Origin of the sequence: Vibrio sp. 397 (assembly GCF_033339395.1) — a bacterium.
GTDB classification, from domain to species: Bacteria; Pseudomonadota; Gammaproteobacteria; order Enterobacterales; family Vibrionaceae; genus Vibrio; species Vibrio alginolyticus.
The window spans coordinates 56,483-79,458 of record NZ_JAWOUN010000017.1 but is presented as its reverse complement, the minus strand read 5'-3'; the positions used below and the strand labels follow the sequence as shown (position 1 = coordinate 79,458).

Below are 22,976 nucleotides of genomic sequence, written 5' to 3'. Positions count from 1 at the left end.
TGAGTAGTTTTACAGGCAAAGCCGAAACGGATGATAACCACCTACTGAAGTAGGTGGTTTAGGGCTGAAAACAAAAACCAGAGCCGAAGCTCTGGTTTTTTTACGACTTAAGAAAGCGCATCCTATGCGCCTTCGTTATGAAGCTCTAGGTTTGCTAAGTCCTGTTGGATTTCAAGTTGTGTTTTCGCATCATCGTTACGAAGACCATCTAAAAAATCTAGGTATTGTTGGTCGATATCACCCGTTACGTATTCACCGTTAAACACGGAAGTATCGAACTGAGTAATGTCTTGATTTCCAAGACCTACAGCTTCTACCAAATCTTCTAGACGTTGATAAATAAGCGCATCGGCACCAATCTGCTTACAAATTGTATCGTTGTCACGGCCATGGGCAATAAGCTCTGTAGCACTTGGCATATCAATGCCGTATACGTTCGGGAAACGAACTTCAGGAGCCGCTGAGACCATGTACACTTTCTTGGCACCAGAATCACGAGCCATCTCAATAATCTGCTCTGACGTTGTACCACGAACAATAGAGTCATCCACCAGCAACACGTTCTTACCTTTGAATTCCGAACGAATAGCATTCAACTTGCGACGTACTGATTTCTTACGTTGTTGCTGGCCAGGCATGATAAACGTACGTCCAACATAACGGTTTTTCACGAAACCTTGGCGATAAGGGATATCGATCGCTTGAGCGATTTGCAGTGCAATGTCGCAAGACGTTTCAGGGATAGGAATGACAACATCGATATCAAGGTTTGCGTAATCTTCACGAATACGTTCGCCTAGCTTTTTACCCATTTCAACGCGAGCGCTGTATACCGAAATTTTATCGATGAACGAATCCGGACGAGCAAAGTACACGAACTCGAAAATACAAGGGTTCAGCATAGGATTATCTGCACACTGCTTCGTGTAAAGCTCACCGTCGAACGTTGCGTAAATCGCTTCACCAGGTGCAACATCACGGACGAAATCAAAACCGACCGCATCCAATGCCACCGATTCAGACGCAACCATGTACTCTGCTCTGCCGTTAACTTCACGCTTACCTAAACACAGCGGGCGAATACCGTGTGGGTCACGAAATGCAATCATACCATGACCAATGATCATAGCTGTCACAGCATAAGCACCGCGAATTGTGCGATGAACATTGGTGACTGCGCGGAATACGTCTTCGGTCGTGACATTTCCTTTTACTGAGTCAATTTCGTGCGCCAGTACATTTAGTAATACTTCAGAGTCTGAAGTGGTATTGATATGACGGCGATCTTTTTCAAACAGCTTCTGACGAACTTCGTTAGCGTTAGTCAAGTTACCGTTGTGGGCAAGTGTAATACCGAAAGGAGAGTTTACGTAGAAAGGTTGAGCTTCTGAAGCGCTTGAACTGCCTGCTGTAGGGTAACGAACATGACCAATTCCGACCTCGCCTTGCAGGCGTTGCATGTGTCTTGCTTCAAATACATCCTTGACTAAACCGTTCGCCTTACGTAGACGAAAACGATTGCTTTCTATGGTACAAATACCAGCGGCATCTTGGCCACGATGCTGTAACACCGTTAACGCGTCATAAATAGACTGGTTTACAGGCGTTGTGCCCACGATTCCAACAATACCACACATGTCCTAATCCTCGATTTGCGACAGTAGCTGGCACTACTAGATAGTGCCAGACAGAAAACTTGATGTTGCTTGTAAATGCTCGAAGAATGGGGCGATGATACGGCTGAACTCAGGGATCAACTGTGAATCTTTCCACCAATCCGAGCTTGGGAATGCAGTAAACGCATCCATAAAAAACAGCACCGCAGAAACAATTAAGACTCCGCGTAGACCACCAAATACAATCCCGAGAATTCGGTCCGTACCTGATAGCCCTGTTTTTTGTACCAGTTGACCAATGACGTAATTCACCACTGCACCAACTACCAAGGTTGCGACAAATAACGCCGCAATCGCCGCTCCGTTACGAAACATATCATCTTCGATGTTGGTGAAGTACACCGCCAATTTGGCATAGTAATTACTGGAGATAAAAAACGCTCCGAACCAAATCACCAAAGACAAAGCTTCTTTAGCAAAACCGCGAACTAAACTGATCAGAGCTGAAAATCCGATCACACCTAAAATGATAAAATCTATCCAATTCATCTTTTCTTCATCTTAAGTTGGCGCGCATTTTAACAGAAAAAATGCTGACGCAAACGTTTTCTTATGGATTTAATGGCTTAAATTTAAGCAATTGGCCTTTTGAACCTGTAATTTTTTGTAATTCTTGAACTTGTCGTTCAAGTTTACTTTTTGACACATCAGGGCCAACAATCACTCTCGTAAACTCGTTTTCTTTCTTTGTGTGAGCTTGATAACCACGCTTTTGCAAATCCGCGACAAGCGCGACAGCATTTTCGTGATTCTTAAGTGCCATCAACTGAATGATCCAAGCTGAATCTTCATATTGATTTTTCTCTTGAACAGGACGAGTGACGACCTCAACTTGCTCTGGTTGTTTGATGACCTCAGGTTTAGATGTTGGCGCTGGCTCGGGCTCAGAAACGGCTACTTGAGCATCCTCACGTTCTTGCACTTCAGCTTCAACCGGAGAATCCGGTAACGTAATGTCGTCTTCCACTGGCTCTAATATTTCGAAGTTTTCCACATCACTATCAAGTTCTGGTTTGATAGGAATACTGGCAAATTCTTCTTTGTAGTGCAGTTTCTTACCATCTAGCACATCGGGAAGAACAATGACTCCGACTGCGACTAGAATGATGGTGCCGACTAAACGACTTTGGAATTTACTTGCCATCAAAATACCTTTACTTATTTATTATTTGATTGCCAATGTTCCAATACCTCTCCGACGGTATGGAATGAGCCAACCACCAGAATAACGTCTCCTGTCTTTGCGTGGCTTCTCGCACTCTCGAAGGCGTCAACAGGGTTTTCAAAATGAACTTGCCCATCAGGTAAGTATTGGCACAATTCATCAGCGGTCGCCGCTCTCGGTCCAGTAAGCGACGCTGGATACCATTGTGTTGCAACTGGAGTTATAGCTTCAATGGTTGCTTTAATGTCCTTGTCATGCAGCATTGCAACCACAATATGGATATTCTTACCCAGATATTGTTGCTTCACTCTCTCTACCAAATACTCAGCAGAGTGCGGGTTGTGAGCGACATCAAGGACTATTTCAGGTTCGTGATGCAGTACTTGCATACGCCCCGCCAAACGCGCATTATTCAAGCCATTGACAATATTTATGTCAGTGATTTGCAATTCCGAAGCCCCTAGTGCCATCAGTGCAGTGGCTGCATTTTGTAATGGTAGCGATGGGATTGGTAAATCCTCTAACTCAAATGCCCCACTGCTCCACTTCCAACCATTATCAGTTAGTTGGTAATCGTACTGAATACCTACTTGGAAGAACTCAGAACCAATATCGTCAGCATGAGCCGCCACGGTCGCTGGTGGCGTTGGTTGACCACAAATTGCTGGCTTCCCTGAACGGTAAATGCCCGCTTTTTCAAAACCAATAACATTGATGTCATCACCAAGCCAATCCACATGATCGATCGCTAAGCTCGTAATAACAGAAACATCATGGTCAACAACGTTAGTGGCGTCTAGACGGCCGCCAAGTCCTACTTCAAGTAAGACAACGTCAACTTTCTCTACTTGGAAAATACGTAGCGCAGCAAGCGTACCGAATTCAAAGAGGCTAAGGCTAACATCACCACGCTGCTTTTCTACATAATCGAATGCTTCACAGTGCTTTGCATCTACAACGTCAACGCCATTAATGCGTACACGCTCGTTGTAACGAATCAGGTGCGGAGAACTGTAAACACCGACTGAATAGCCAGCATCAAGTAAAATGGCTTCCATTAACGCACACGTTGAGCCTTTGCCATTGGTTCCGGCAACGGTGATTACGGTTGGAGCTGGTTTGGTAAGATTGGCTTTGTTTGCTACCGCTTGGACACGGTCTAAGCCTAGATCAATTGCTGAGGAATGAATATTTGCTAAATAATCAAGCCACATCTCTAATGAAGATGTGGCTTGAGGAATTGGGTTTTGGGTCATCTAACTTTAACCATTAAATTCTTTGGTTTTTATGTTAGTTGATACTTTACCCTTTTTCGTCCGCTTCTGGTACAGAATATGGCTCTTCATTTGGAGATTCGTTAACCGAAACCACCAAAGGAGACTTGTGGTTAGTCATCTTAGCGATAAGACCACCCACACGCTGACGCATTTCACGACGGTCAACGATCATATCAATAGCACCGTGATCAAGTAGGAACTCACTACGCTGGAAACCTTCAGGAAGATCTTCACGTACAGTTTGCTCGATTACACGACGACCAGCAAAGCCAATGAGGGCCTTAGGTTCACCGATGTTGATATCACCCAACATAGCCAAACTTGCTGATACACCACCCATTGTAGGGTCAGTTAGAACAGAAATAAACGGCAGACCTTTTTCTGATAAACGCTCAAGCGCAGCACTGGTTTTTGCCATTTGCATAAGAGACATTAAAGCCTCTTGCATACGAGCACCACCACTTGCTGAGAAACAAACAAGCGCACAGTTATTTTCAATGGCTGCATCCACTGCTTTCACAAAGCGAGCACCAACGACTGAACCCATTGAACCACCCATGAAGGAGAATTCAAACGCACACGCCACAAGCGGCAGACCAAGCAATTCACCCTGCATCACAACTAGCGCATCTTTCTCACCGCTGTTTTTTTGTGCAGCAGAGATACGCTCTTTGTATCGCTTAGAATCTTTAAATTTCAGTTTATCCTGTGGCTCAAGTTCAGAACCTAATTCAACTCGATTACCTTCATCTAAAAATGTTTCCAAACGACGACGCGCTTTCATACGCATGTGATGGTTACACTTTGGACAAACTTCTAAGTTACGCTCTAGCTCTGCATGGTATAAAACCTGTTCACAAGAGGTACATTTAGTCCACACACCTTCTGGGATAGAAGCTTTGCGTGAACTTACTAGATTGCTTTTCTCTAAAATCTTTTCAAGCCAACTCATGGAAGACCTTTTCTCTCAACTCTTCCGCTTCATTGCGAAAGATATAAATTCGACATAATACCGACGGATTAAACCATATCTTGCAGCTACTGTAGATAAAAAACTGGTTGTACCTATTTTTGATATCGTAAATAGCGTATGTTTTCCGTTCACATTCAATGTAAACACTACCGATATTTTGAAATAAGTTTGTAAAATTAGTTCAAATTATCTGGTAAAAACAGTGGACCGATCGGCACTTCAGGTAACCCAAACTCTTCTGGGTAGTCTACATCTACCAGGTACAGACCTTCCGCTTTCGCTGTAGCACCCGCTAGTTTGCGATCTTTGGCTTCTAATAACCACTTGATCCATTCAGGACTCTCTTCGCCACGTCCAACTTTTATCAAGCTACCCGTGATATTACGAACCATATGATGCACGAACGCATTAGCTTTAATATCAATAACCACATAGTTCCCATGGCGCGTAACGTTCAGATGCATCAAGTTTCGAAATGGGCTGCGAGACTGACAATGCGCCGCGCGAAACGACGTAAAATCATTTTCGCCAAGTAGGAACTGCCCTGCTTCATGCATTTTTTTCTCGTCGAGCTCACCATGATAGTGACTAACCCCCGAGTTTAGGATGCCTGGACGTAAAGCATGATTGAAAATAATGTAACGATAACGGCGAGCTGTCGCTGAGAATCTTGCATGGAAATCATCTGAAACTTCCTTAGCCCAACGAACCGCTATATCGCTTGGCATGTTCGCGTTTGCGCCCATGGTCCAAGCTACCATTTTTCGAGTAACGTTGGTATCAAAGTGCACAACTTGTCCCGTGCCATGCACGCCTGCGTCTGTCCGACCAGCACACTGAACTTCAACTGGGTGATTAGCGACGACGGACAATGCTTTCTCTAGCTCTTCTTGGACACTTTTCACTTCTCTTTGGCGCTGCCAACCAAAGTAGTTTGTACCGTTGTACTCGATACCTAATGCGATTCTCATCTTAACCTTCGAACTCTAAAATGGGGCGGGAAGTATATACTCAAGTCACCTCAAGTTGCCAGTTTCACCAAGGGTGACATGAAGGTAGCATCCTACTAACGGGACACAAAAAGGGTAGCAAACGCTACCCTTTTGTTTCGGTTTATCGGCCATTAATGGCGTCAATCAGGCTTTTTGCTTCGCGGCGAATATCATCCTCACCGTAAACAATCGCCTCTTCTAGTAGTTTAATCGCCCCTTGAGAATCGTTCATCTCGAGATAGATTTTAGCCAAATCCAGTTTCCCAGCCGCTTCAGCATTGTTATCTACGTCAATATCGCCGATCTCGCCGATAACATCTGGAAACTCGTTCAATCCGACATCGAGCTTAAGGTCTTCTTCTTCGAACTCACCACCTTCTCTGTCGACCTGAGCCATCAATTCATCAATCGTCATAAATTGATTTTTCTTCGGGTCGAAGTCATCCAAGTCGCTTTGCTCTGCCCAGTTTTCTTGCGCGATCTCTGGCTGACTTAGTGCATCACTCGAATTCCAAACATCACGCTGGTCCTCAGGCACTTCTTCAGTAGAACTTACGTTATCAGCAGCGGGTTTAAAGCCATCCCAATCATCTCCAACATCAAGCATGGTTTCAAAATCCATACCTGCACTTGCGATGGTGTCACTGTCTAGTTTACCTTCAAATACTTCTGAGTTTGCGTCTTCCGCAAGAAGGTTAGCCATTGATGATTCATCATCCAAATTACTGAGCGGCTCACCCTCTGTCGCTGTTGGCTGCACTTCTGGGTCAGTATCAAAGCCGTTTTGCTGCGCAAATACTTCAAACAAAGCATCATGATCGTTATCGGCTTGAATAGCTGGTCTCGATGTCTCTGCTTCAACCTTAGGGCTCTCTGGCGCACCCTCGTTCATTGATGCGAGAACATCTTCCTCATTGAACTCTGGAAGATCTTGGTCGTCAAAACTTAACTCTTCATCCTCACCGGAGATTGGTTCTATATCTGCAGTCTCAGAGCTCGGTAATTCTGGCTCTTCTTCCATCGACGCCAAGGCATCTTCTTCGCTGAACTCTGGCAAATCGAGCTCATCAAAATTGAACTCTTCTTCGGACTCAGTTGGCAAGTCGGCTTCAACTTGTTCTAGTTCAATGGACTCGGACGTTTCTAACTCCGGCTCATCCACCATAGACGCCAATGCGTCTTCTTCACTAAACTCAGGAAGATCCAGCTCATCAAAATTGAATTCATCTTCTGATTCAGCTGGCAAGTCTGCTTCAACCTGTTCTGGCTCAACGGACTCGGACGTTTCTAACTCCGGCTCATCCGCCATAGACGCCAATGCGTCTTCTTCACTAAACTCAGGAAGATCTAGCTCATCAAAATTGAATTCATCTTCTGATTCAGTTGGCAAGTCGGCTTCAACTTGTTCTGGTTCAACGGACTCGGACGTTTCTAACGTAGGCTCGCCAGCCATAGACGCCAGTGCATCTTCTTCACTGAACTCTGGCAAATCGAGCTCATCAAAATTGAACTCTTCTTCGGACTCAGTTGGCAAGTCGGCTTCAACCTGTTCTGGCTCAACGGACTCGGACGTTTCTAACTCCGGCTCATCCGTCATAGACGCCAATGCGTCTTCTTCACTGAATTCTGGAAGATCCAGCTCATCAAAATTGAACTCTTCTTCGGACTCAGCTGGTAAGTCAGCTTCGACTTGCTCTGGTTTAACAGACTCGGACGTTTCTAACGCAGGTTCGCCAGCCATAGATGCTAGAGCATCTTCTTCGCTGAATTCTGGAAGATCTAGCTCATCAAAATTGAATTCTTCTTCTGAATCGTTGGTCGACTCAGTTTCCGGCTCCAATTCAGGTTCATCCAGTAGCCAATCTTCTTCTTGTGGAACACCGAATTCATTTTCTATTGTATTTGGTGTCGGTGTGAAGGCTGGAATGTCTTCCTCTTGCTCAACGTGAGGCTGTACCTCAGCATCGGACTCCACGGATGGTTCTTGTGTTGAATCAGTATCGGTAGCCTCTTGTTGTAGTGATGAAGCTTCCTCTATCTCCGTTTGTGTTTTTTCAACTTGCTGCGGTAAATCGTCTTCACTATCAAATAGAGCGTCAAGTTCAGCAGAAAAATCCGCTTTTTCTTGTTCTGTTGGCAGAAGTTCTTCACTGTCTGACTCAAATAGGTCGTCTAGCTCGCTCATTAAAGGATCATTCTCTGGTGAGAGGTCCTCTAAATCACCAAGAAATTCATCGCTGCTAAATGGCTCTGAAGCAGCCTCTGGCTCGGTTAATGGTTGATCTTTTGCAGCGTCTGGTTGGCTTTCACTTAATAAAGCGTCGATGTCCAATCCAGACTCAATGTCCTGATCTTCATGAGTTTGTTCTGACCCAACTGCGGGAGATGGCTTTTCGTCGGCGTCTGGCTCACCAAAACCAAGTGATTTCAGTAACTCTTCCTCTTCCGATTTATTCTGCTCTGGGCTCTCGTCCTCTCGAATCAGATCATCAAACGGATCTAAATCAGCTTCAGTCTCTTCATCAAGTTCAGAGGTAACATCATCAATGAGTTCGTCCAGTAAGTCTGTGCTATCTGCGTCTAACTCTTCGATCGAGTCATCACCTTCAAAACCAGAGATTGCTTCTAGCTCGTTTAGTGGATCAAACTCGTCTGTGTCATCTTCATCAAAATCAATGAGTTCATCGAGTAGCTCTGTACTGTTTTCATCTAGAACAGGACCTTCATTGGCGTCAGCTTCTCGAACTTCCGATTCACTAGCCGGTTGTTCATACTGGGCCAATAGCTTATCGATATCGTCGTCAGATGCCCCTCCTACACTAAAGTCATCATCCGAAACGGGCTGTTTTAACTCAGGCTCATCAGTATCTAAATCGAAGTCATCGTTGCCAAGTTCAGCAAACAAGTCATCAAGCATATCCTGGTCGACAGTGTCACTTGGTAACTCTTCTGACGGCTCATCGGCTGCAAGTAACTCGGCAAATGCGTCGTCTGAAAGCGAGTCTGATTTCTCATTCGCATCATCCGAAAGATCGAAGCCAGACTCATCGTCATCGAGCACTTCTAGTTCTGGAGCAACCTCATCTAAGGCTCGCTCCATTTCTTCTAAACCAAGCGCTTTTTCTTCGCCGTTGACTTGGATACCATTGTTCGATGACTCAAACTCATCCAGACCAACATCTAGGTCACCGTCATCGCCAATATCTGCAAATGGGTCATCGTCCCCTTCCAGATTGAAATCAAGTTCTTCATCGTCGAGGTTAGCAAAGACGTCTTCTTCTAAATCTGACTTCTCTTCTTGTAAAGACTGTGTGTTGATATCTTCATCTGCAAACAATTCATCATCAAGCGTGAGCTCTTCATCAAGCTCATCCGCCGCCGCTAAACCGATTGGCGCCGCAAGAGGATCAACGTTTTGCTGTTCCTGTGCAGCCGCATCTTCCTCTTTCGCTTTAGAGCGTCGACCAAGAAGCATAACAACTAGCAACGCAATCAAAGCACCAGGAATTAATGCCGCAAGACCAACAAGCCAACCATTCGACAAAATTTTGTCCATGGTGCTTGGTTGCATGCGTTGTTGTTCAGCAAGGCGCTGACGTTCTTCAGCAAGCAGCTTCTCGACTTCCGAGCGAATGCGTTCTTCGTCATTCAGCTCGCTTTTCAAAGTTTCGACTTCGCTTTGCACTTCTGACAGCATCAATCGAAGACGATGATTCTTCTCTTCTAATGACTCTAATTCACTTTGTGAGCCTTGAAGTTTGTCCTTTAGCGCACTGACCTGCTTTTCACCCTGCGGAGAGGTGGTTACTGGTGGCGCAGGGATGACGGGTATTGTTTTCGGAGTTGGTTTTGGCTCCGTTGCAGCCACTGTCTCTGGCTTAGCCGCAGGCTTGGGTTCTACTTTAATTTGTGGCTTTGGTTGCTCGGTGACTCGTTGTGCTGGCGTCGCTCTATTTGTCGGCTTCGGCTGTTTTAACTTAGCTTCATGCGCCTTCATAATCGCAACAGCTTGCGCTGTGGTCGCGCTTTGCACTTGCTCTAGAGAAGGTACTCGTAGCCGACTCCCTGGGATCAATTCATGAATGTTTTGGTTCTCAAACGCTTGAGGGTTAATTCGGTAAATGGCAAGAAGCGTTTGTTGAACGGTAACACCGCGTGAAGGTCGTAATTCTGAAGCGATCGACCATAGTGTTTGATTTTCACCAGTCGGACCAAAGAAACGTGACGGTTGAGTATTCGCAGGAGGAGCAGGTAATGCTCGCTCAATATCTTCAGCATAGCTCGGAGATGATTGCACTTCACCAGACGGTCCAACAAGACGAATTCCTTCGGCTTGAACCACTGATGATGTCTGAGTCGCGCTCATCAACACAAGGGCTGCTAACAAACGCTTATAATTTTGACGCATAGAAGGCTCAGTTTTGTGCTAAATACAATTTGAAATGGTGATCGGTTAAATATATCGGATATCGCATGCAAAACTATAGCGTTGAGAATAAAAAATGTGTGGCTCTCGCCATATTCGTACTAATCTCACACTATTTTGTTTCGTTCGTACAAAAAAGCCTCGCACTGTGCGAGGCTTTGAAATGAATTGTAAACGACTTAGTAGTAATCGCGGATCAGAACTTCTGCGATTTGCACCGCGTTAGTTGCCGCGCCTTTACGCACGTTATCAGCAACAACCCACAGATTTACGCCACTATGATGACTGATATCGTTACGGATACGGCCAACCATTACATGGTCTTTACCGCCCGCATCGCGAACTTGTGTAGGGAAGTCTTCACCGTGGAACACTTCGATACCGTCAGTTTGTTCAAGCAAGTTAACGACTTCTTGTGCATCGATAGGTGAACGAGTCTCAATGTGAAGTGCTTCTGCGTGACCGTAGAATACAGGAACACGTACACACGTTGGATTGACTGTGATTGATGGATCGTTAAAGATCTTCTGTGTTTCCCACACCATTTTCATTTCTTCTTTGGTGTAGCCGTTTTCCATCATCTGATCGATTTGTGGAATGCAGTTAAACGCGATCTGTTGAGAGAATTGCTTCTTGTCTGCAGGCAGACCGTTTAGCAGCTTCGCCGTTTGACCTGCTAGCTCATCGATACCCGCTTTGCCTGCACCAGACACCGATTGGTAAGTTGATACGTTAATACGCTCAATGCCCACCGCATCGTGAATTGGTTTTAGTGCCACCAGCATTTGGATGGTTGAACAGTTCGGGTTCGCGATAATGTTACGGTTACGAAACTCTGCAATCGCTTCTGGGTTTACTTCTGGCACAACAAGAGGAATGTCGTACTCGTAACGGAAGTGTGATGTATTGTCGATAACAATCACGCCTTCATCAGCGGCAATTGGAGCCCACTTGGCTGATAGCTCACCACCAGCAGAAAACAGTGCGATATGCGCTTGAGACCAATCGAACTCTTCTACGTTTTGAACGCGTACCGTTTTACCATTGAAGCGGTAAGTCTTGCCTTCGCTGCGCTCACTCGCGAGTAGGAAGATTTCGCCTACTGGGAATTTGCGCTCTTGAAGCACATCCAAAATTGTTTCACCGACCGCACCGGTCGCACCTAAAATGGCAACATTATATTGCTGGCTCATTGACTTACCTCAATCTGAAAACCTAGTTCTGCTAATGGAGCAAGGTTACATGTTTTGTTACCCACTAGCGTGACAGCGCTGTATTCACGGCGATCCCAGTAGTTTTTACGCATCAGGTCAAAAGCGCCTGGCTTACTGATTTCACGGCGGAAAAGAGCGTCATCTCTACGCACATCATAGATTAACTGCGTGATGTTATGCAGTGTTGCTTCGTCCCAAGCTCTGTCCAATACCATAGTAGGAACAGGCGCGGTTGGCAGTAAATCGCTGGCATGCGCACGTAATTCGTTATTTAAGAACTCACAGTAGCTGTTGAAAATCATCGTTGTACCGCGAGCTTTCCCTTCCAAGCCGTAGCCTGCAACGTGAGGGGTTGCGAATGCTAGCAGAGGCAGAAGCTCCATATCAACCTCTGGTTCAAATTCAAATACGTCGAGTGCCGCTGTAAAGCCATCATTTTTCAAAAGACGTTGCTTCAAAGCAGCGTTGTCAACGATGGGACCTCGAGCCGCGTTAATCAAAATTTGATCGCTGCGGAGACCATTTAATACCTTCTCATCAATCAAATGATGCGTTGGGTATGGGCCATCTTTGGTGATTGGCGTATGTAGTGTAATGATGTCTGAGCTTTCAATCAGTTCTGTCAACGGAGTAAAGCTACGAGGATCACCAGACTCTTGTTTGAATGGGTCATTGATGAGAACTTTCATACCCATGCCTTTCAAACATTTCTCTAGGTAGCTACCTACTTGGCCTGCACCAATAATACCTACCGTCTTGTCAAATACCGAGAAACCTTGTTGCTGAGCGAGCACCATCATCACGCTGAACGCGTATTCCGCCACACCCACTTTGTTACACCCTGGCGCCGCAGTGAAGAAAATGCCTTTCTCTTTTAAGAGTGCTTGGTCAACATGATCCATGCCTGCCGTGGCCGTACCAACAAACTTCAGCTTGTTTGCTTTGCTGATCAGGTCAGCATTAACTTTGGTGACTGAGCGAATCATTAGGGCATCAACATCCACTAAATCATCGGCGGTCAGTGTACGACCTGGTTTTAGAATTACGTTACCGAGTTGGCTGAATAGCTCTTCAGCATACGGCATATTTTCATCAACAATAATTTTCATAGCGCCAGCGTTCTAACATCCATTTGTAAGAGTTCGTTTATTCGCAAGATGCGAAACTAAAGCGATTGTGCCCTTTTCCCGAAAAATCTCAAGATATAACACCAATAAACCTCAAGGAGGTAACTCCTATAGAATCGATTGACGGGAAGCCTAGAGAAAAGCAGAAACAGAGAAAAGAAAAAGCCCGGCTAAATAGCCGGGCAAAGTTCCAGAACAAAAGGATCCTATCCCGCTCTCCATGGGATAGAGTCTGCGTCTGTTCGATCAGTGTGACTGATCAAGCTCTGGAAACTGGATTGTTGGCGTTTACAGTACTCTCGCAAGGCGCCAACAAATTCAGTTAACCTTGGTACTTTTTAATAACCAAAGTTGCGTTTGTGCCGCCAAAGCCAAAGCTGTTTGACATTACGGTCGTTAGCTCTGTATCACGTGCTTCTGTCACGATGTCCAGACCTTGTGCTGCTTCGTCCAAGTTTGAAATATTGATGCTTGGAGCAATGAAGTTTTTGTCTAGCATAAGTGTTGAGTAAATCGCTTCGTGCACGCCCGCTGCGCCGAGTGCGTGGCCAGTCATTGCTTTTGTTGCAGAGATTGCAGGGCTGTTCTCACCAAACAATTGTTGGATAGCACCAAGCTCTTTCACGTCACCAACTGGTGTCGATGTGCCGTGCGTGTTGATGTAATCCACACCATCAACGTCTTGCATCGCCATCTTCATACAACGAATTGCGCCTTCACCTGATGGCGCTACCATGTCGTAGCCATCTGATGTCGCACCGTAACCTACGATTTCACCGTAGATTTTCGCACCACGTGCCAGTGCGTGCTCTAGTTCTTCAATAACCAGCATGCCGCCGCCGCCCGAGATAACAAAACCGTCACGGTCTGCATCGTATGTACGAGATGCTTTGTCTGGCGTGTCATTGTATTTGGTTGACAGTGCGCCCATCGCATCAAACATCATAGTTTGAGACCAATCTAGCTCTTCGCCGCCACCAGCAAAAACAATATCTTGTTTGCCTAGTTGAATAAGCTCCATAGCATGGCCGATACAGTGTGCAGATGTTGCACATGCAGAGCTCATTGAGTAGTTCACGCCACGAATCTTAAATGGCGTAGCAAGACAAGCAGAAACAGTAGAAGACATAGTACGAGGAACCATGTAAGGACCAACTCGCTTTACGCCTTTGGCGCGCATCGTGTCTGTCGCTACCGTTTGATTGTATGCAGAAGCACCGCCAGAACCTGCAACGATACCGGTACGATCGTTTGAAACCTGCTCTTCTGTAAGACCAGCGTCTGCGATTGCCTGCTCCATTGATAGGTATGCATAAGCAGCCGCATCACCCATAAAGCGCATCTGCTTACGGTCGATGTGTTCCGCCGGGTTGATTTTTAGATCACCCCATACTTGCGAACGAAGACCGTGTTCTTTGAACTGCTCAGATGCAGTGATGCCAGATTTGCCCGCTTTAAGAGACGCTAGAACTTCTTCGACGTTGTTACCGATACTTGAAACAATACCCATACCGGTGATTACGACTCGTTTCATTATGACATTCCTATAATTCAAAAATCCGCTAGATGATAACTAAGATAGTCAACAAAAGTGGTCAGCTTTCCCATAAATTCGTACAATCGCCCCATTCTTACCGCGCCAAATCACAAATTTGCACCATTATGACTTCAATAAAAAACGCAGAACTTGGTTGGAACGAAGCTGGTACTCCGGTTTCAGACCAATTTGATGATGTTTACTTCTCTAACGTAAACGGTCTTGAAGAGACACGCTACGTTTTCTTAAAACAAAATCATCTCCCAGAAAGATGGCAGGAATTTGACCAAAGACGTTTTGTCATTGGTGAAACAGGATTTGGCACGGGATTAAACTTCTTAGCAGTATGCCAGTGGTTTAGTGAGTTTCGTCGTCAGCATCCGGACGCAACATTGAAAGAGCTGCATTTTATTAGCTTTGAAAAATACCCATTAAGCAAAGCCGATTTAAAGAAGGCGCATGAAGCTTGGCCTGAGCTAGCTGAATACGCGGAAAAGTTACAAAAGCACTACCCTGCCGCTGTGCCGGAGTGTCATCGCATCGTTTTAGAAGACGGCGCAATCACACTCGACCTTTGGTTTGGTGACATTAAAGACTGCATGCCGCAAGTCCCATACAACGAACAAGGTTTGATTGATGCTTGGTTCTTAGATGGATTCGCGCCAAGCAAAAACCCAGAGATGTGGAACCAAGGCCTGTTCAACAACATGGCAAAGCTAGCCAAGCAAGATTGTACAGTTGCCACGTTTACCGCAGCAGGCTTTGTACGTCGTGGTTTGAACGAAGCTGGCTTTACAATGAAAAAGGTGAAAGGTTTCGGCACTAAGCGAGAAATGATCGCCGGCTCTATGGAGCAACGTGAAAAGCAGTCGAACCATCTCCCTTGGTTCAATCGCACAGCATCTAGCAATCTTGATTCGATTGCCATCATTGGCGGTGGTATAGCCAGCGCGGCGTTAGCGAAAACGTTAGTTCGTCGTGGCCAAAACGTCACCCTTTACTGTAAAGACAAACAACCAGCCAAAGGAGCGTCGGGTAATCGTCAAGGGGCCGTGTATCCATTGTTGAACGGTCCCCATACTGGCGTTTCGCGTGTGTTTGCTCCTGCATTTTTGTTCGCACGTCAGTTTGTTGAACAAGCAGCACAAGAGATCGATTTTGATCATGACTGGTGTGGCGTAACTCAGTTGATGTGGGATGACAAATCCACAGACAAACTGGAGAAAATACTTGCGGGTAACTTCACACCAGAGCTCATTCACAAGCTGTCCGCCGAGGAGACTGCGAACACTATCGGGTTACCTATTGATATGGCATCTGTGCACTACCCAATGGGAGGGTGGCTGTGCCCTGCCGAGTTAACTCGTGGGTTAATAAAACAATTGGAGAAGACGTCGTTACTCTCAACGAAGTTTGAACACCATGTTGAGGCATTAGATTGGGATGAAAAGCGTCAGCTCTGGCTACTAACAGCGAGTGGTCAAACATTTGAGCACTCAACGGTTGTGATTGCGAACGGCCATGAGTTCCAGACATTGAGTCAAACCGCTTCCCTACCAATGGGACAAGTGAAAGGACAAGTCAGTCATGCGCCAGCAACCGAAACGCTGAGTCAGCTGAAAACGGTGTTGTGTTACGACGGTTACATGACACCTGTTAACCCAAGTAATCAACACTTGTGTATCGGTGCAAGCTACGACCGCAGTCACCTTGACTACGAATTTGATGAAAACGCCCAAAAAGATAATGCAGAAAAGCTAGTGAAATGTGTACCGAATCAAACATGGGCAAAAGAGGTAGATATCACTGGTAATCAATCTCGCCAAGGTATTCGTTGTGTTAGCCGAGATCACTTACCATTTGTCGGAAATGTGGGTGACTTTGAGACGATCAAAACGCAATACACCAACTTACAAAATCAAAAAGAAGAAGAGGTAGAAACCATTCATCAGTACCCTAACCTATTCTGCTTCTTAGGTTTAGGATCTCGTGGACTGAGCTCTGCACCATTATTAGCTGAAGTGTTGGCCTCCCAGATCTGTGGGGACCCGCTGCCATTACCGGTTGATGTATTGACCGAACTTCACCCAAGTCGAATGTGGGTTCGTAAACTAAGAAAAGGCAAAGCCATTACCGAGCTGTAAGAGTATTCTCTGTTTTGATTCCCGACACAGACACGTGTCGGGAATCGCTAACTCATTAAGTCGCTCGTACTGAGATTACTTCAGCAGTGCAACTGCCTGTTTCACTTGCTCTGCCACTTCTGGGTTTACAACCTTACCCGATTCCACGTCAAAATTTTCGTAGAAGCTCGGCACAGATAACGATGCCTTTACATCCGCGCCAAAAAATTGTGCAGAACCTGTCGCCGCCGCAAGAACACTTTGCGCACCACCGGGACCTGGGGAAGTTGCTAAATAAACGACAGGTTTGTTTTGAAATACATTACGCTCAATGCGCGTCGCCCAATCGAACAAGTTTTTATAGGCCGCTGGGTACGAACCGTTGTGCTCTGCGAAGGAAACAACGAGAGCGTCAGCCTCCGCCAAGTCACGTAAAAACGCGACAGCCCCTTCAGCTTGACCTATTTCTTTCTCTTTGTCCTCGCTAAACATTGGCGCTTGATAATCGTTTAAGTCTAGAACATTCACTTGAGCGCCTTCGACTTGATTTGCTGCGTATGTAGCAAGTAGTTTGTTGATTGAGGTAGAGCTGGTAGATGCACCAAATGCGACAATTTTCATGGTTGTAATCCTTTGTTCACGTTTTATGCTGATCAGAATAAAAGTTGAACAGTTTCGCTACAACCACAAAAATTTTATGGAGAGGTTCGAATTTTTCGAAGTAGTAAATGACTAGGATTAAATAAAGGGAGAACGCTGCTTAGGGACTAAGCCTGAGCCTGGAGCTCCTGCCACAAATCACTGACAATCACGCGATCGGCCGGGCTTAACTCGGTACGCGCATTTTCTAAGCTGCTCTCAATGCGTGACTTCAGCTCAGTAATATCGCTAATCCCTTCTTCTTCACAAGACGCCGCGGATAAAGAGATGTGACCACGTAAATAACCACCAGCAAACAATTCATCGTCAGATGCTGTTTCAATTCGAGCATCAATCAGTTCCAGTAGTTTTTCTTCAAATTCAATAATCATGGTGTATCTCTGAGGTTATTAGTGGTTATTTAACGCAAAAGTCCGACGCTTCCAGTGGCTTAGTTTGATAAAATGCGCGCAGGGCATCAGAAAGCATTTTCACTCGCAAAGGCAAGCCAACGTCCAAAATACCTAGCACTTCTTTATGCACTTTTTTCATAAAGCCGAGCCTATCTGGTTCAAAATCGCCGTGTAGATTGTCACAACTCACCGTAAAAGGGAAGCCAGCGCTTTGTGCCAGAATCCATTCATAAGCTTGAGGTCGCACTTCAACTTTCTCAAACTCCGCTTGAACTTCTGCTGTTCGCCCATCAGGTTCATACCAATAACCAAAATCTTCCAGCAAACGACGCTCTGGACCAGCCACACACCAATGCGAGATCTCGTGTAAAGCAGAGGCGTAAAAACCCCGAGCAAAAATAATCCGATGATGAGGGTGTTCATCATCAGCAGGAAGATAAATAGGCTCATCACCACCTAACTCTAATTTCGTATTAAATTGTTCTAAAAAGGTGTCATTAAAAATGGTGATTAAGTCTTGGTATTCGTGGGTCATCGTCGAGTTTGTACTTCAGTTTGACATGCGCTGCATATTGTCGCTGTTTTTAGCTATGAGGTAAAGGCAACCCCACATTTTTGGTTATTAGTTGAATTTATCTGAACATCGCTTTCTCCATACAATTTCTCATTCGTCAGCGTACTTATTTACCACTACACTCTCGCCTTATTTTGATGCCGTTCAAACCGCTATTTTTAAGCCGTTTGATTACAAGCATGTTGCTGGTTTTAATCACTTTTTAAGAGAGATAGAACCGTTTGTAAGTGTTGTTACTTCGCCTACGCTGATTCTCGTAGAACGTAGTGACTTTTTACGTTGAGTGTTTCCCTATGTTGCTAAGTGTGTTGTATATCATTGGTATCACGGCTGAAGCCATGACAGGTGCGTTAAGTGCTGGTAGAAGAAAGATGGACTGGTTTGGTGTTATGTTGGTGGCCAGCGCAACGGCCATTGGTGGTGGCACCGTACGTGACATTCTATTAGGCCACTACCCTCTTGGTTGGGTAAAAAACCCAGAGTTCCTTGCAATTACGTGTGTTGCAGGTGTGCTAACAACAGGTTTAGCGAAATGGGTGATTAAGCTGAAAGGTCTGTTCATTCGCCTCGATGCACTAGGTTTAATCGTGTTTAGTATCATCGGAACAAAAATTGCGATGGGCATGGGCTTGCACCCTGGTATTTGTATGGTTTCAGCGTTAGTAACTGGTGTATTCGGTGGGCTACTTCGTGACTTAATCTGTCGCCAAACACCATTGGTACTGCATGAAGAGCTTTACGCTTCTGTCGCTCTTATCGCATCAGGAATGTACTTAGCGCTATTAGAATTTAATGTTCCCGATGTCACTGCCACGATCATTACACTGGTTACTGGTTACATGCTGCGTATGGCTGCAGTGCGCTTTAAGTGGCGTCTGCCTTCTTTCCATTTGGAAACCGAAGGCTCGATTCATTAAGCAAAAACTACTTAAACAAAAAAGGTTGCCTGATAAAATTGTGCCACCCGCGATTCAGTGAGTGGCATAATTTTATATTCAGTCATCCTGAACAGCGACGAAGGAGCATGATTCAGGATCTATTATCCGAGCACTCTGTTGTCAGAGATGTTTCTTTCTCTTTTCATCGTGCTGAAATTAGATTCCTAGTCTCGCTATAGCTCGCTGGAATGACACAAAGCTCTTAAATCTTCGGTGTTTCAGTTGTTACGCCATGGTTTTGACCACGGTGGCGTAGTAAATGATCCATCACCACAATTGCCAGCATCGCTTCTGCGATAGGCACAGCACGAATACCCACACATGGGTCATGACGACCTTTGGTGATCAACTGAGTTGGTTCACCTTCTTTTGTGATGGTCTCACCCGGCACAGTGATACTTGATGTTGGCTTAAGCGCAATGTTAGCGACAATGTCTTGACCAGTCGAGATACCGCCAAGAATGCCACCCGCATGATTACTACCAAAACCTTCAGGAGCAAGCGTATCACGGTGCTGACTGCCTTTTTGGTTTACCACGTCGAAACCGTCTCCGATTTCCACGCCTTTCACCGCGTTTATGCTCATTAGTGCGTGCGCGATGTCTGCATCCAAACGGTCAAATACGGGTTCCCCAAGACCAACAGGCACGTTAGTTGCCACAACCTGGATTTTTGCGCCAATAGAGTCGCCTTCTTTTTTCAGGTCACGGATAAGTTGGTCAAATGCTTCTACTTTGTCAGCATCAGGGCAGAAGAATGCATTGTTCTCGATTTCGTTCCAATCTACCTTGTCGATAGATACATCACCCATTTGTGACAAGTAAGCACGAATCTCAACACCAAACTCATCTTTTAAGTATTTCTTCGCGATTGCACCAGCAGCCACACGCATTGCGGTTTCACGAGCTGAAGAACGGCCGCCACCGCGATAGTCGCGGATGCCATATTTTTGGTGGTAAGTGTAATCAGCATGACCCGGTCTGAACTTATCTTTGATGTCAGAGTAGTCTTTTGAGCGCTGATCGGTGTTTTCAATTAGCAAACCGATCGATGTGCCCGTGGTTTTGCCTTCAAAAACGCCAGAAAGAATTTTAACTTCATCCGGTTCACGACGTTGTGTGGTGTAACGTGATGTGCCTGGACGACGGCGGTCGAGATCAATTTGTAGATCTGCTTCTGTAATTTCCAACCCCGGAGGACATCCGTCTACGATACATCCCAGTGCGATACCGTGACTTTCCCCGAATGTCGTCACTCGGAAATGTTGTCCGATACTGTTTCCTGCCATTACTTCCTCAAGTTTTTATCGCCACGCTCTCTCAAAACAGAGCATAGCTGCTTTCCAATTCTTCGTGGATTCATAGTGGCTTTATTACGTTTTGATGTAAAGAGTTAATATCGGCGAGGTATGCATAAAAAAACACCGAGCATAAAGCTCGGTGTTTTGATGTTTAGTGCAAGACTCTATTAGTCTTTGTACAGTTTAAACTCTTCTGCACACTCAACCAGCTGGTCACGCGTTAGCATAAACACGCCATGACCGCCGTTCTCGAACTCAATCCAAGTAAATGGAATCTCTGGGTACTGTTCCATCATATGAATCATTGAGTTTCCGACTTCACAAATAAGAATGCCGTTATCTGTTAGATAATCTGGCGCGTTAGCAAGAATACGACGCACTAGTTTTAGACCATCCGTACCCGCAGCTAGCCCAAGCTCAGGCTCATGCGTGAACTCATCTGGCAGGCTGTTCATGTCTTCTTCATCCACATATGGTGGGTTGGACACGATTAGATTGTATTTCTCTTTTGGAAGATCACGGAACAAATCAGAGCGAATTGGGAACACTTGCTGCTCCATGCCGTGATCTTGTACGTTTTGCTCAGCCACTTGTAGAGCATCTGTAGAGATGTCGATAGCATCCACTTCTGCTTCAGGGAAAGCGTGCGCACAAGCAATCGCGATACAACCAGAACCCGTACATAGGTCCATGATGCGCGTAGGCTCTTCCACCAACCAAGGTTGGAATTCCGCTTGAATCAATTCGCCGATAGGAGAACGTGGCACAAGTACACGCTCATCAACGAAGAACTCAAGACCGCAGAACCATGCTTTGTTTGTTAGGTATGCTGTTGGCGTACGCTCGTTGATGCGTTTTACTACGCGCTCAACAATACGCAGACGCTCGCTTGTCGTTAGGCGAGAGTTCAATACGTGCGGAGGCACATCAATCGGCAAGTATAAGGTTGGCAGGATAAGCTGAACTGCTTCATCCCACGCATTATCAGTACCATGACCGTAAAACAGGTTCGCTGCATTAAAGCGGCTTACCGTCCAACGAATCATATCTTGAAGGGTATGCAGTTCCGATACCGCTTCTTCTACAAAAATCTTATCCAAAATTGCCTCCGAAAAGCGCTACAATACTGCCAATAAAGTTTATTAATGAAATTGTTTACCTAATGAGCAAAAAAGACACCGAGAACGATGACGATTTCGCCTTGTTTCAGGAAGCAGTACAGGGCGTAAAAAAGTTGCGACAGGATACCATAATCCAGCAACCAAAAAAAAATACTAAGCAAAAAGAAATCAAGCGCTCCAACCGTGAAGCGAGTGACTCTGAATTTTACTTTTCAGACGAGTTTGTCCCTCTATTAAACGATGAAGGTCCAACTCGTTATGCACGTGACGACGTCTCCACTTATGAAGTCAAACGTCTACGTCGTGGCGTGTATGTACCGGACGTGTTCCTCGATATGCACGGCATGACACAGCAAGAAGCAAAACGCGAGCTTGGTGCGATGATAGCCTATTGCATCAAAAACGAGATTCATTGTGCGTGTGTGCAACATGGTATTGGGAAACACATCCTGAAACAGAAAGCCCCACTTTGGTTAGCACAGCATCCTGACGTTATGGCTTTTCACCAAGCGCCACTAGAATTTGGTGGTGATGGTGCGTTGTTAGTGTTGCTTTCAATTCCTGAAAAGTAACAAGCTTGCTGTAGACACGACGAAACGAAAAGGCAGGGATCTCCTGCCTTTCTTATTCTGTCTCTAATTTGCAAACGCTTATTTTGGTTTAGACACTTATGGCGTAATATGCCATAGCACTTCACCATTTTGTGTTTGTAAATCATATTCAATGCACACTAGCCCTGATGTAGGAAACATCGGTGGTGTCATGTCTTTTACAAACTCTGAAGTCAGATAACCGACCAAAGGCAAATGCGATACGAACAAAAGCGAGTCCAATTGTTCGACTTCTATTAACGCACTTGCGAAATCGAAGACATGCTCGGACTGGCCATAAGGTGTAATATCTTCACAAGTTTCAATGCTTTTTGCAGAGAAATACGCACTGATCTCTTGCCAAGTTTGTTGAGCTCTAATGTACGGACTCACCAACACTTTATCGAATTGCGCAAAACCCTGTTCTTTACAGGCTCTCGCAACCGCTTCTGATTCGACTCTGCCTCTTGGGGTCAATTGTCGTGCTGCGTCTGAATCTGCAAAATGCTCGGCTTCACCGTGACGCATGATGAATATTTTCATGTTATTTCCTAGGGATAGCTAACGCTACCAAAAGGTTGACTGCTATCTTTATTAGATAGACGGGGCTAACTTTAACAATGACGAAACAAAAATACTGATATAATTATCTGTTCATTATACCAATTCGCTTGTTAAAGATAGCGACTTTCTTAACAATCTATTAAAAGAATGTACTCAGTTCATCACACTATTTAACTGTGCAATGAGTTCAGAGCATTCACTCAAACAGTTCTTCCCCATACGCAAACGCGATGGGCCTGTGCAGAAGTCTACGAATAACAAAAATACGGCAAGCAGTATTTGTCGAAACGCAAACTTTGCGCCCCCCGCGAGGGGAGCCTAAATTAC

Annotated in this window: 19 protein-coding genes; 3 read left to right on the top strand and 16 right to left on the bottom strand. The window is 45.3% G+C overall.

Annotated elements, in window-relative coordinates; all coding sequences use genetic code 11:
- Positions 1 to 122: 122 nt before the first annotated feature.
- The 10 genes from purF to fabB form a co-directional block, all read right to left on the bottom strand.
- Positions 123 to 1,637 carry an amidophosphoribosyltransferase gene (gene purF / locus R7P36_RS20935; RefSeq protein ID WP_213900074.1) on the bottom strand — a complete coding sequence of 505 codons (1,515 nt, stop codon included), beginning with the start codon at positions 1,635 to 1,637 and terminating at the stop codon, positions 123 to 125.
- A 36-nt stretch (positions 1,638 to 1,673) separates the two neighbouring features.
- Complete coding sequence (locus tag R7P36_RS20930; RefSeq protein ID WP_005380590.1) at positions 1,674 to 2,165, bottom strand: CvpA family protein; 492 nt, start codon at positions 2,163 to 2,165, stop codon at positions 1,674 to 1,676.
- Between the two features lie 61 nt (positions 2,166 to 2,226).
- Positions 2,227 to 2,820, bottom strand: coding sequence for an SPOR domain-containing protein (locus R7P36_RS20925; RefSeq protein WP_047104387.1), 594 nt, complete (start codon positions 2,818 to 2,820; stop codon positions 2,227 to 2,229).
- 14 nt (positions 2,821 to 2,834) lie between these two features.
- Complete coding sequence (gene folC, locus R7P36_RS20920; protein WP_213900073.1) at positions 2,835 to 4,097, bottom strand: bifunctional tetrahydrofolate synthase/dihydrofolate synthase; 1,263 nt, start codon at positions 4,095 to 4,097, stop codon at positions 2,835 to 2,837.
- A gap of 46 nt (positions 4,098 to 4,143) precedes the next feature.
- Positions 4,144 to 5,070, bottom strand: a complete 927-nt coding sequence (gene accD / locus R7P36_RS20915) for an acetyl-CoA carboxylase, carboxyltransferase subunit beta (protein ID WP_005380583.1) — start codon at positions 5,068 to 5,070, stop codon at positions 4,144 to 4,146.
- 197 nt (positions 5,071 to 5,267) lie between these two features.
- A complete protein-coding gene (gene truA, locus R7P36_RS20910; RefSeq protein WP_005380566.1) occupies positions 5,268 to 6,062 on the bottom strand; it encodes a tRNA pseudouridine(38-40) synthase TruA in 795 nt (264 codons plus the stop codon).
- A gap of 142 nt (positions 6,063 to 6,204) precedes the next feature.
- Entirely contained in the window at positions 6,205 to 10,491 is a 4,287-nt protein-coding gene (locus R7P36_RS20905; RefSeq protein ID WP_213900072.1) for a FimV/HubP family polar landmark protein, read from the bottom strand.
- Positions 10,492 to 10,688: 197 nt separating this feature from the next.
- A complete protein-coding gene (locus R7P36_RS20900; protein ID WP_005380562.1) occupies positions 10,689 to 11,702 on the bottom strand; it encodes an aspartate-semialdehyde dehydrogenase in 1,014 nt (337 codons plus the stop codon).
- Positions 11,699 to 12,832 (bottom strand): 4-phosphoerythronate dehydrogenase, encoded by a 1,134-nt coding sequence (locus R7P36_RS20895; protein WP_017820801.1) that lies wholly within the window; start codon positions 12,830 to 12,832, stop codon positions 11,699 to 11,701. Before R7P36_RS20895 ends, R7P36_RS20900 begins: the two co-directional genes overlap by 4 nt.
- Before the next feature lie 340 nt (positions 12,833 to 13,172).
- On the bottom strand, positions 13,173 to 14,384 hold the full coding sequence (gene fabB / locus R7P36_RS20890) for a beta-ketoacyl-ACP synthase I (RefSeq protein ID WP_213900071.1): 1,212 nt from the start codon (positions 14,382 to 14,384) through the stop codon (positions 13,173 to 13,175).
- A gap of 128 nt (positions 14,385 to 14,512) precedes the next feature.
- Here fabB and mnmC point away from each other — a divergent pair, with 128 nt between their 5' ends.
- Positions 14,513 to 16,531, top strand: a complete 2,019-nt coding sequence (gene mnmC, locus R7P36_RS20885; protein ID WP_017820802.1) for a bifunctional tRNA (5-methylaminomethyl-2-thiouridine)(34)-methyltransferase MnmD/FAD-dependent 5-carboxymethylaminomethyl-2-thiouridine(34) oxidoreductase MnmC — start codon at positions 14,513 to 14,515, stop codon at positions 16,529 to 16,531.
- Positions 16,532 to 16,606: 75 nt separating this feature from the next.
- Here the strand turns inward: mnmC and R7P36_RS20880 are convergent, their stop codons facing one another.
- The 3 genes from R7P36_RS20880 to R7P36_RS20870 form a co-directional block, all read right to left on the bottom strand.
- Positions 16,607 to 17,131: an NADPH-dependent FMN reductase gene (locus tag R7P36_RS20880; RefSeq protein ID WP_005380552.1), complete on the bottom strand. Its 525-nt coding sequence runs from the start codon at positions 17,129 to 17,131 to the stop codon at positions 16,607 to 16,609.
- 146 nt (positions 17,132 to 17,277) lie between these two features.
- Complete coding sequence (locus R7P36_RS20875; protein ID WP_017635933.1) at positions 17,278 to 17,541, bottom strand: YfcL family protein; 264 nt, start codon at positions 17,539 to 17,541, stop codon at positions 17,278 to 17,280.
- A gap of 25 nt (positions 17,542 to 17,566) precedes the next feature.
- Positions 17,567 to 18,097, bottom strand: coding sequence for an elongation factor P hydroxylase (locus R7P36_RS20870; protein ID WP_005380546.1), 531 nt, complete (start codon positions 18,095 to 18,097; stop codon positions 17,567 to 17,569).
- Between the two features lie 332 nt (positions 18,098 to 18,429).
- Between R7P36_RS20870 and R7P36_RS20865 the strand changes: the two genes are divergently transcribed.
- A complete protein-coding gene (locus tag R7P36_RS20865; RefSeq protein ID WP_005380544.1) occupies positions 18,430 to 19,053 on the top strand; it encodes a trimeric intracellular cation channel family protein in 624 nt (207 codons plus the stop codon).
- 223 nt (positions 19,054 to 19,276) lie between these two features.
- Here R7P36_RS20865 and aroC read toward each other — a convergent pair whose 3' ends face one another.
- Together aroC and prmB are read right to left on the bottom strand one after the other, a co-directional pair.
- Positions 19,277 to 20,362: a chorismate synthase gene (gene aroC / locus R7P36_RS20860; RefSeq protein WP_017820803.1), complete on the bottom strand. Its 1,086-nt coding sequence runs from the start codon at positions 20,360 to 20,362 to the stop codon at positions 19,277 to 19,279.
- A gap of 179 nt (positions 20,363 to 20,541) precedes the next feature.
- Complete coding sequence (gene prmB / locus R7P36_RS20855) at positions 20,542 to 21,474, bottom strand: 50S ribosomal protein L3 N(5)-glutamine methyltransferase (RefSeq protein ID WP_005380541.1); 933 nt, start codon at positions 21,472 to 21,474, stop codon at positions 20,542 to 20,544.
- 62 nt (positions 21,475 to 21,536) lie between these two features.
- On the opposite strand from prmB, the gene smrB reads away from it, so the two are divergent.
- A complete protein-coding gene (gene smrB / locus R7P36_RS20850) occupies positions 21,537 to 22,067 on the top strand; it encodes an endonuclease SmrB (protein ID WP_005380539.1) in 531 nt (176 codons plus the stop codon).
- Positions 22,068 to 22,163: 96 nt separating this feature from the next.
- Here the strand turns inward: smrB and sixA are convergent, their stop codons facing one another.
- Positions 22,164 to 22,628, bottom strand: coding sequence for a phosphohistidine phosphatase SixA (gene sixA, locus R7P36_RS20845; RefSeq protein WP_005380537.1), 465 nt, complete (start codon positions 22,626 to 22,628; stop codon positions 22,164 to 22,166).
- Positions 22,629 to 22,976: the final 348 nt, after the last annotated feature.

Bases quoted from the DNA above. Each gene is read 5' to 3' on its own strand.
- sixA (WP_005380537.1), bottom strand. From the start codon at position 22,628: ATGAAAATATTCATCATGCGTCACGGTGAAGCCGAGCATTTTGCAGAT.
- aroC (WP_017820803.1), bottom strand. From the start codon at position 20,362: ATGGCAGGAAACAGTATCGGACAACATTTCCGAGTGACGACATTCGGG.
- R7P36_RS20895 (WP_017820801.1), bottom strand. From the start codon at position 12,832: ATGAAAATTATTGTTGATGAAAATATGCCGTATGCTGAAGAGCTATTC.
- R7P36_RS20865 (WP_005380544.1), top strand. From the start codon at position 18,430: ATGTTGCTAAGTGTGTTGTATATCATTGGTATCACGGCTGAAGCCATG.
- R7P36_RS20880 (WP_005380552.1), bottom strand. From the start codon at position 17,131: ATGAAAATTGTCGCATTTGGTGCATCTACCAGCTCTACCTCAATCAAC.
- truA (WP_005380566.1), bottom strand. From the start codon at position 6,062: ATGAGAATCGCATTAGGTATCGAGTACAACGGTACAAACTACTTTGGT.
- R7P36_RS20875 (WP_017635933.1), bottom strand. From the start codon at position 17,541: ATGATTATTGAATTTGAAGAAAAACTACTGGAACTGATTGATGCTCGA.
- R7P36_RS20870 (WP_005380546.1), bottom strand. From the start codon at position 18,097: ATGACCCACGAATACCAAGACTTAATCACCATTTTTAATGACACCTTT.
- folC (WP_213900073.1), bottom strand. From the start codon at position 4,097: ATGACCCAAAACCCAATTCCTCAAGCCACATCTTCATTAGAGATGTGG.
- smrB (WP_005380539.1), top strand. From the start codon at position 21,537: ATGAGCAAAAAAGACACCGAGAACGATGACGATTTCGCCTTGTTTCAG.
- purF (WP_213900074.1), bottom strand. From the start codon at position 1,637: ATGTGTGGTATTGTTGGAATCGTGGGCACAACGCCTGTAAACCAGTCT.
- accD (WP_005380583.1), bottom strand. From the start codon at position 5,070: ATGAGTTGGCTTGAAAAGATTTTAGAGAAAAGCAATCTAGTAAGTTCA.
- R7P36_RS20925 (WP_047104387.1), bottom strand. From the start codon at position 2,820: ATGGCAAGTAAATTCCAAAGTCGTTTAGTCGGCACCATCATTCTAGTC.
- fabB (WP_213900071.1), bottom strand. From the start codon at position 14,384: ATGAAACGAGTCGTAATCACCGGTATGGGTATTGTTTCAAGTATCGGT.
- R7P36_RS20930 (WP_005380590.1), bottom strand. From the start codon at position 2,165: ATGAATTGGATAGATTTTATCATTTTAGGTGTGATCGGATTTTCAGCT.
- R7P36_RS20905 (WP_213900072.1), bottom strand. From the start codon at position 10,491: ATGCGTCAAAATTATAAGCGTTTGTTAGCAGCCCTTGTGTTGATGAGC.
- mnmC (WP_017820802.1), top strand. From the start codon at position 14,513: ATGACTTCAATAAAAAACGCAGAACTTGGTTGGAACGAAGCTGGTACT.
- R7P36_RS20900 (WP_005380562.1), bottom strand. From the start codon at position 11,702: ATGAGCCAGCAATATAATGTTGCCATTTTAGGTGCGACCGGTGCGGTC.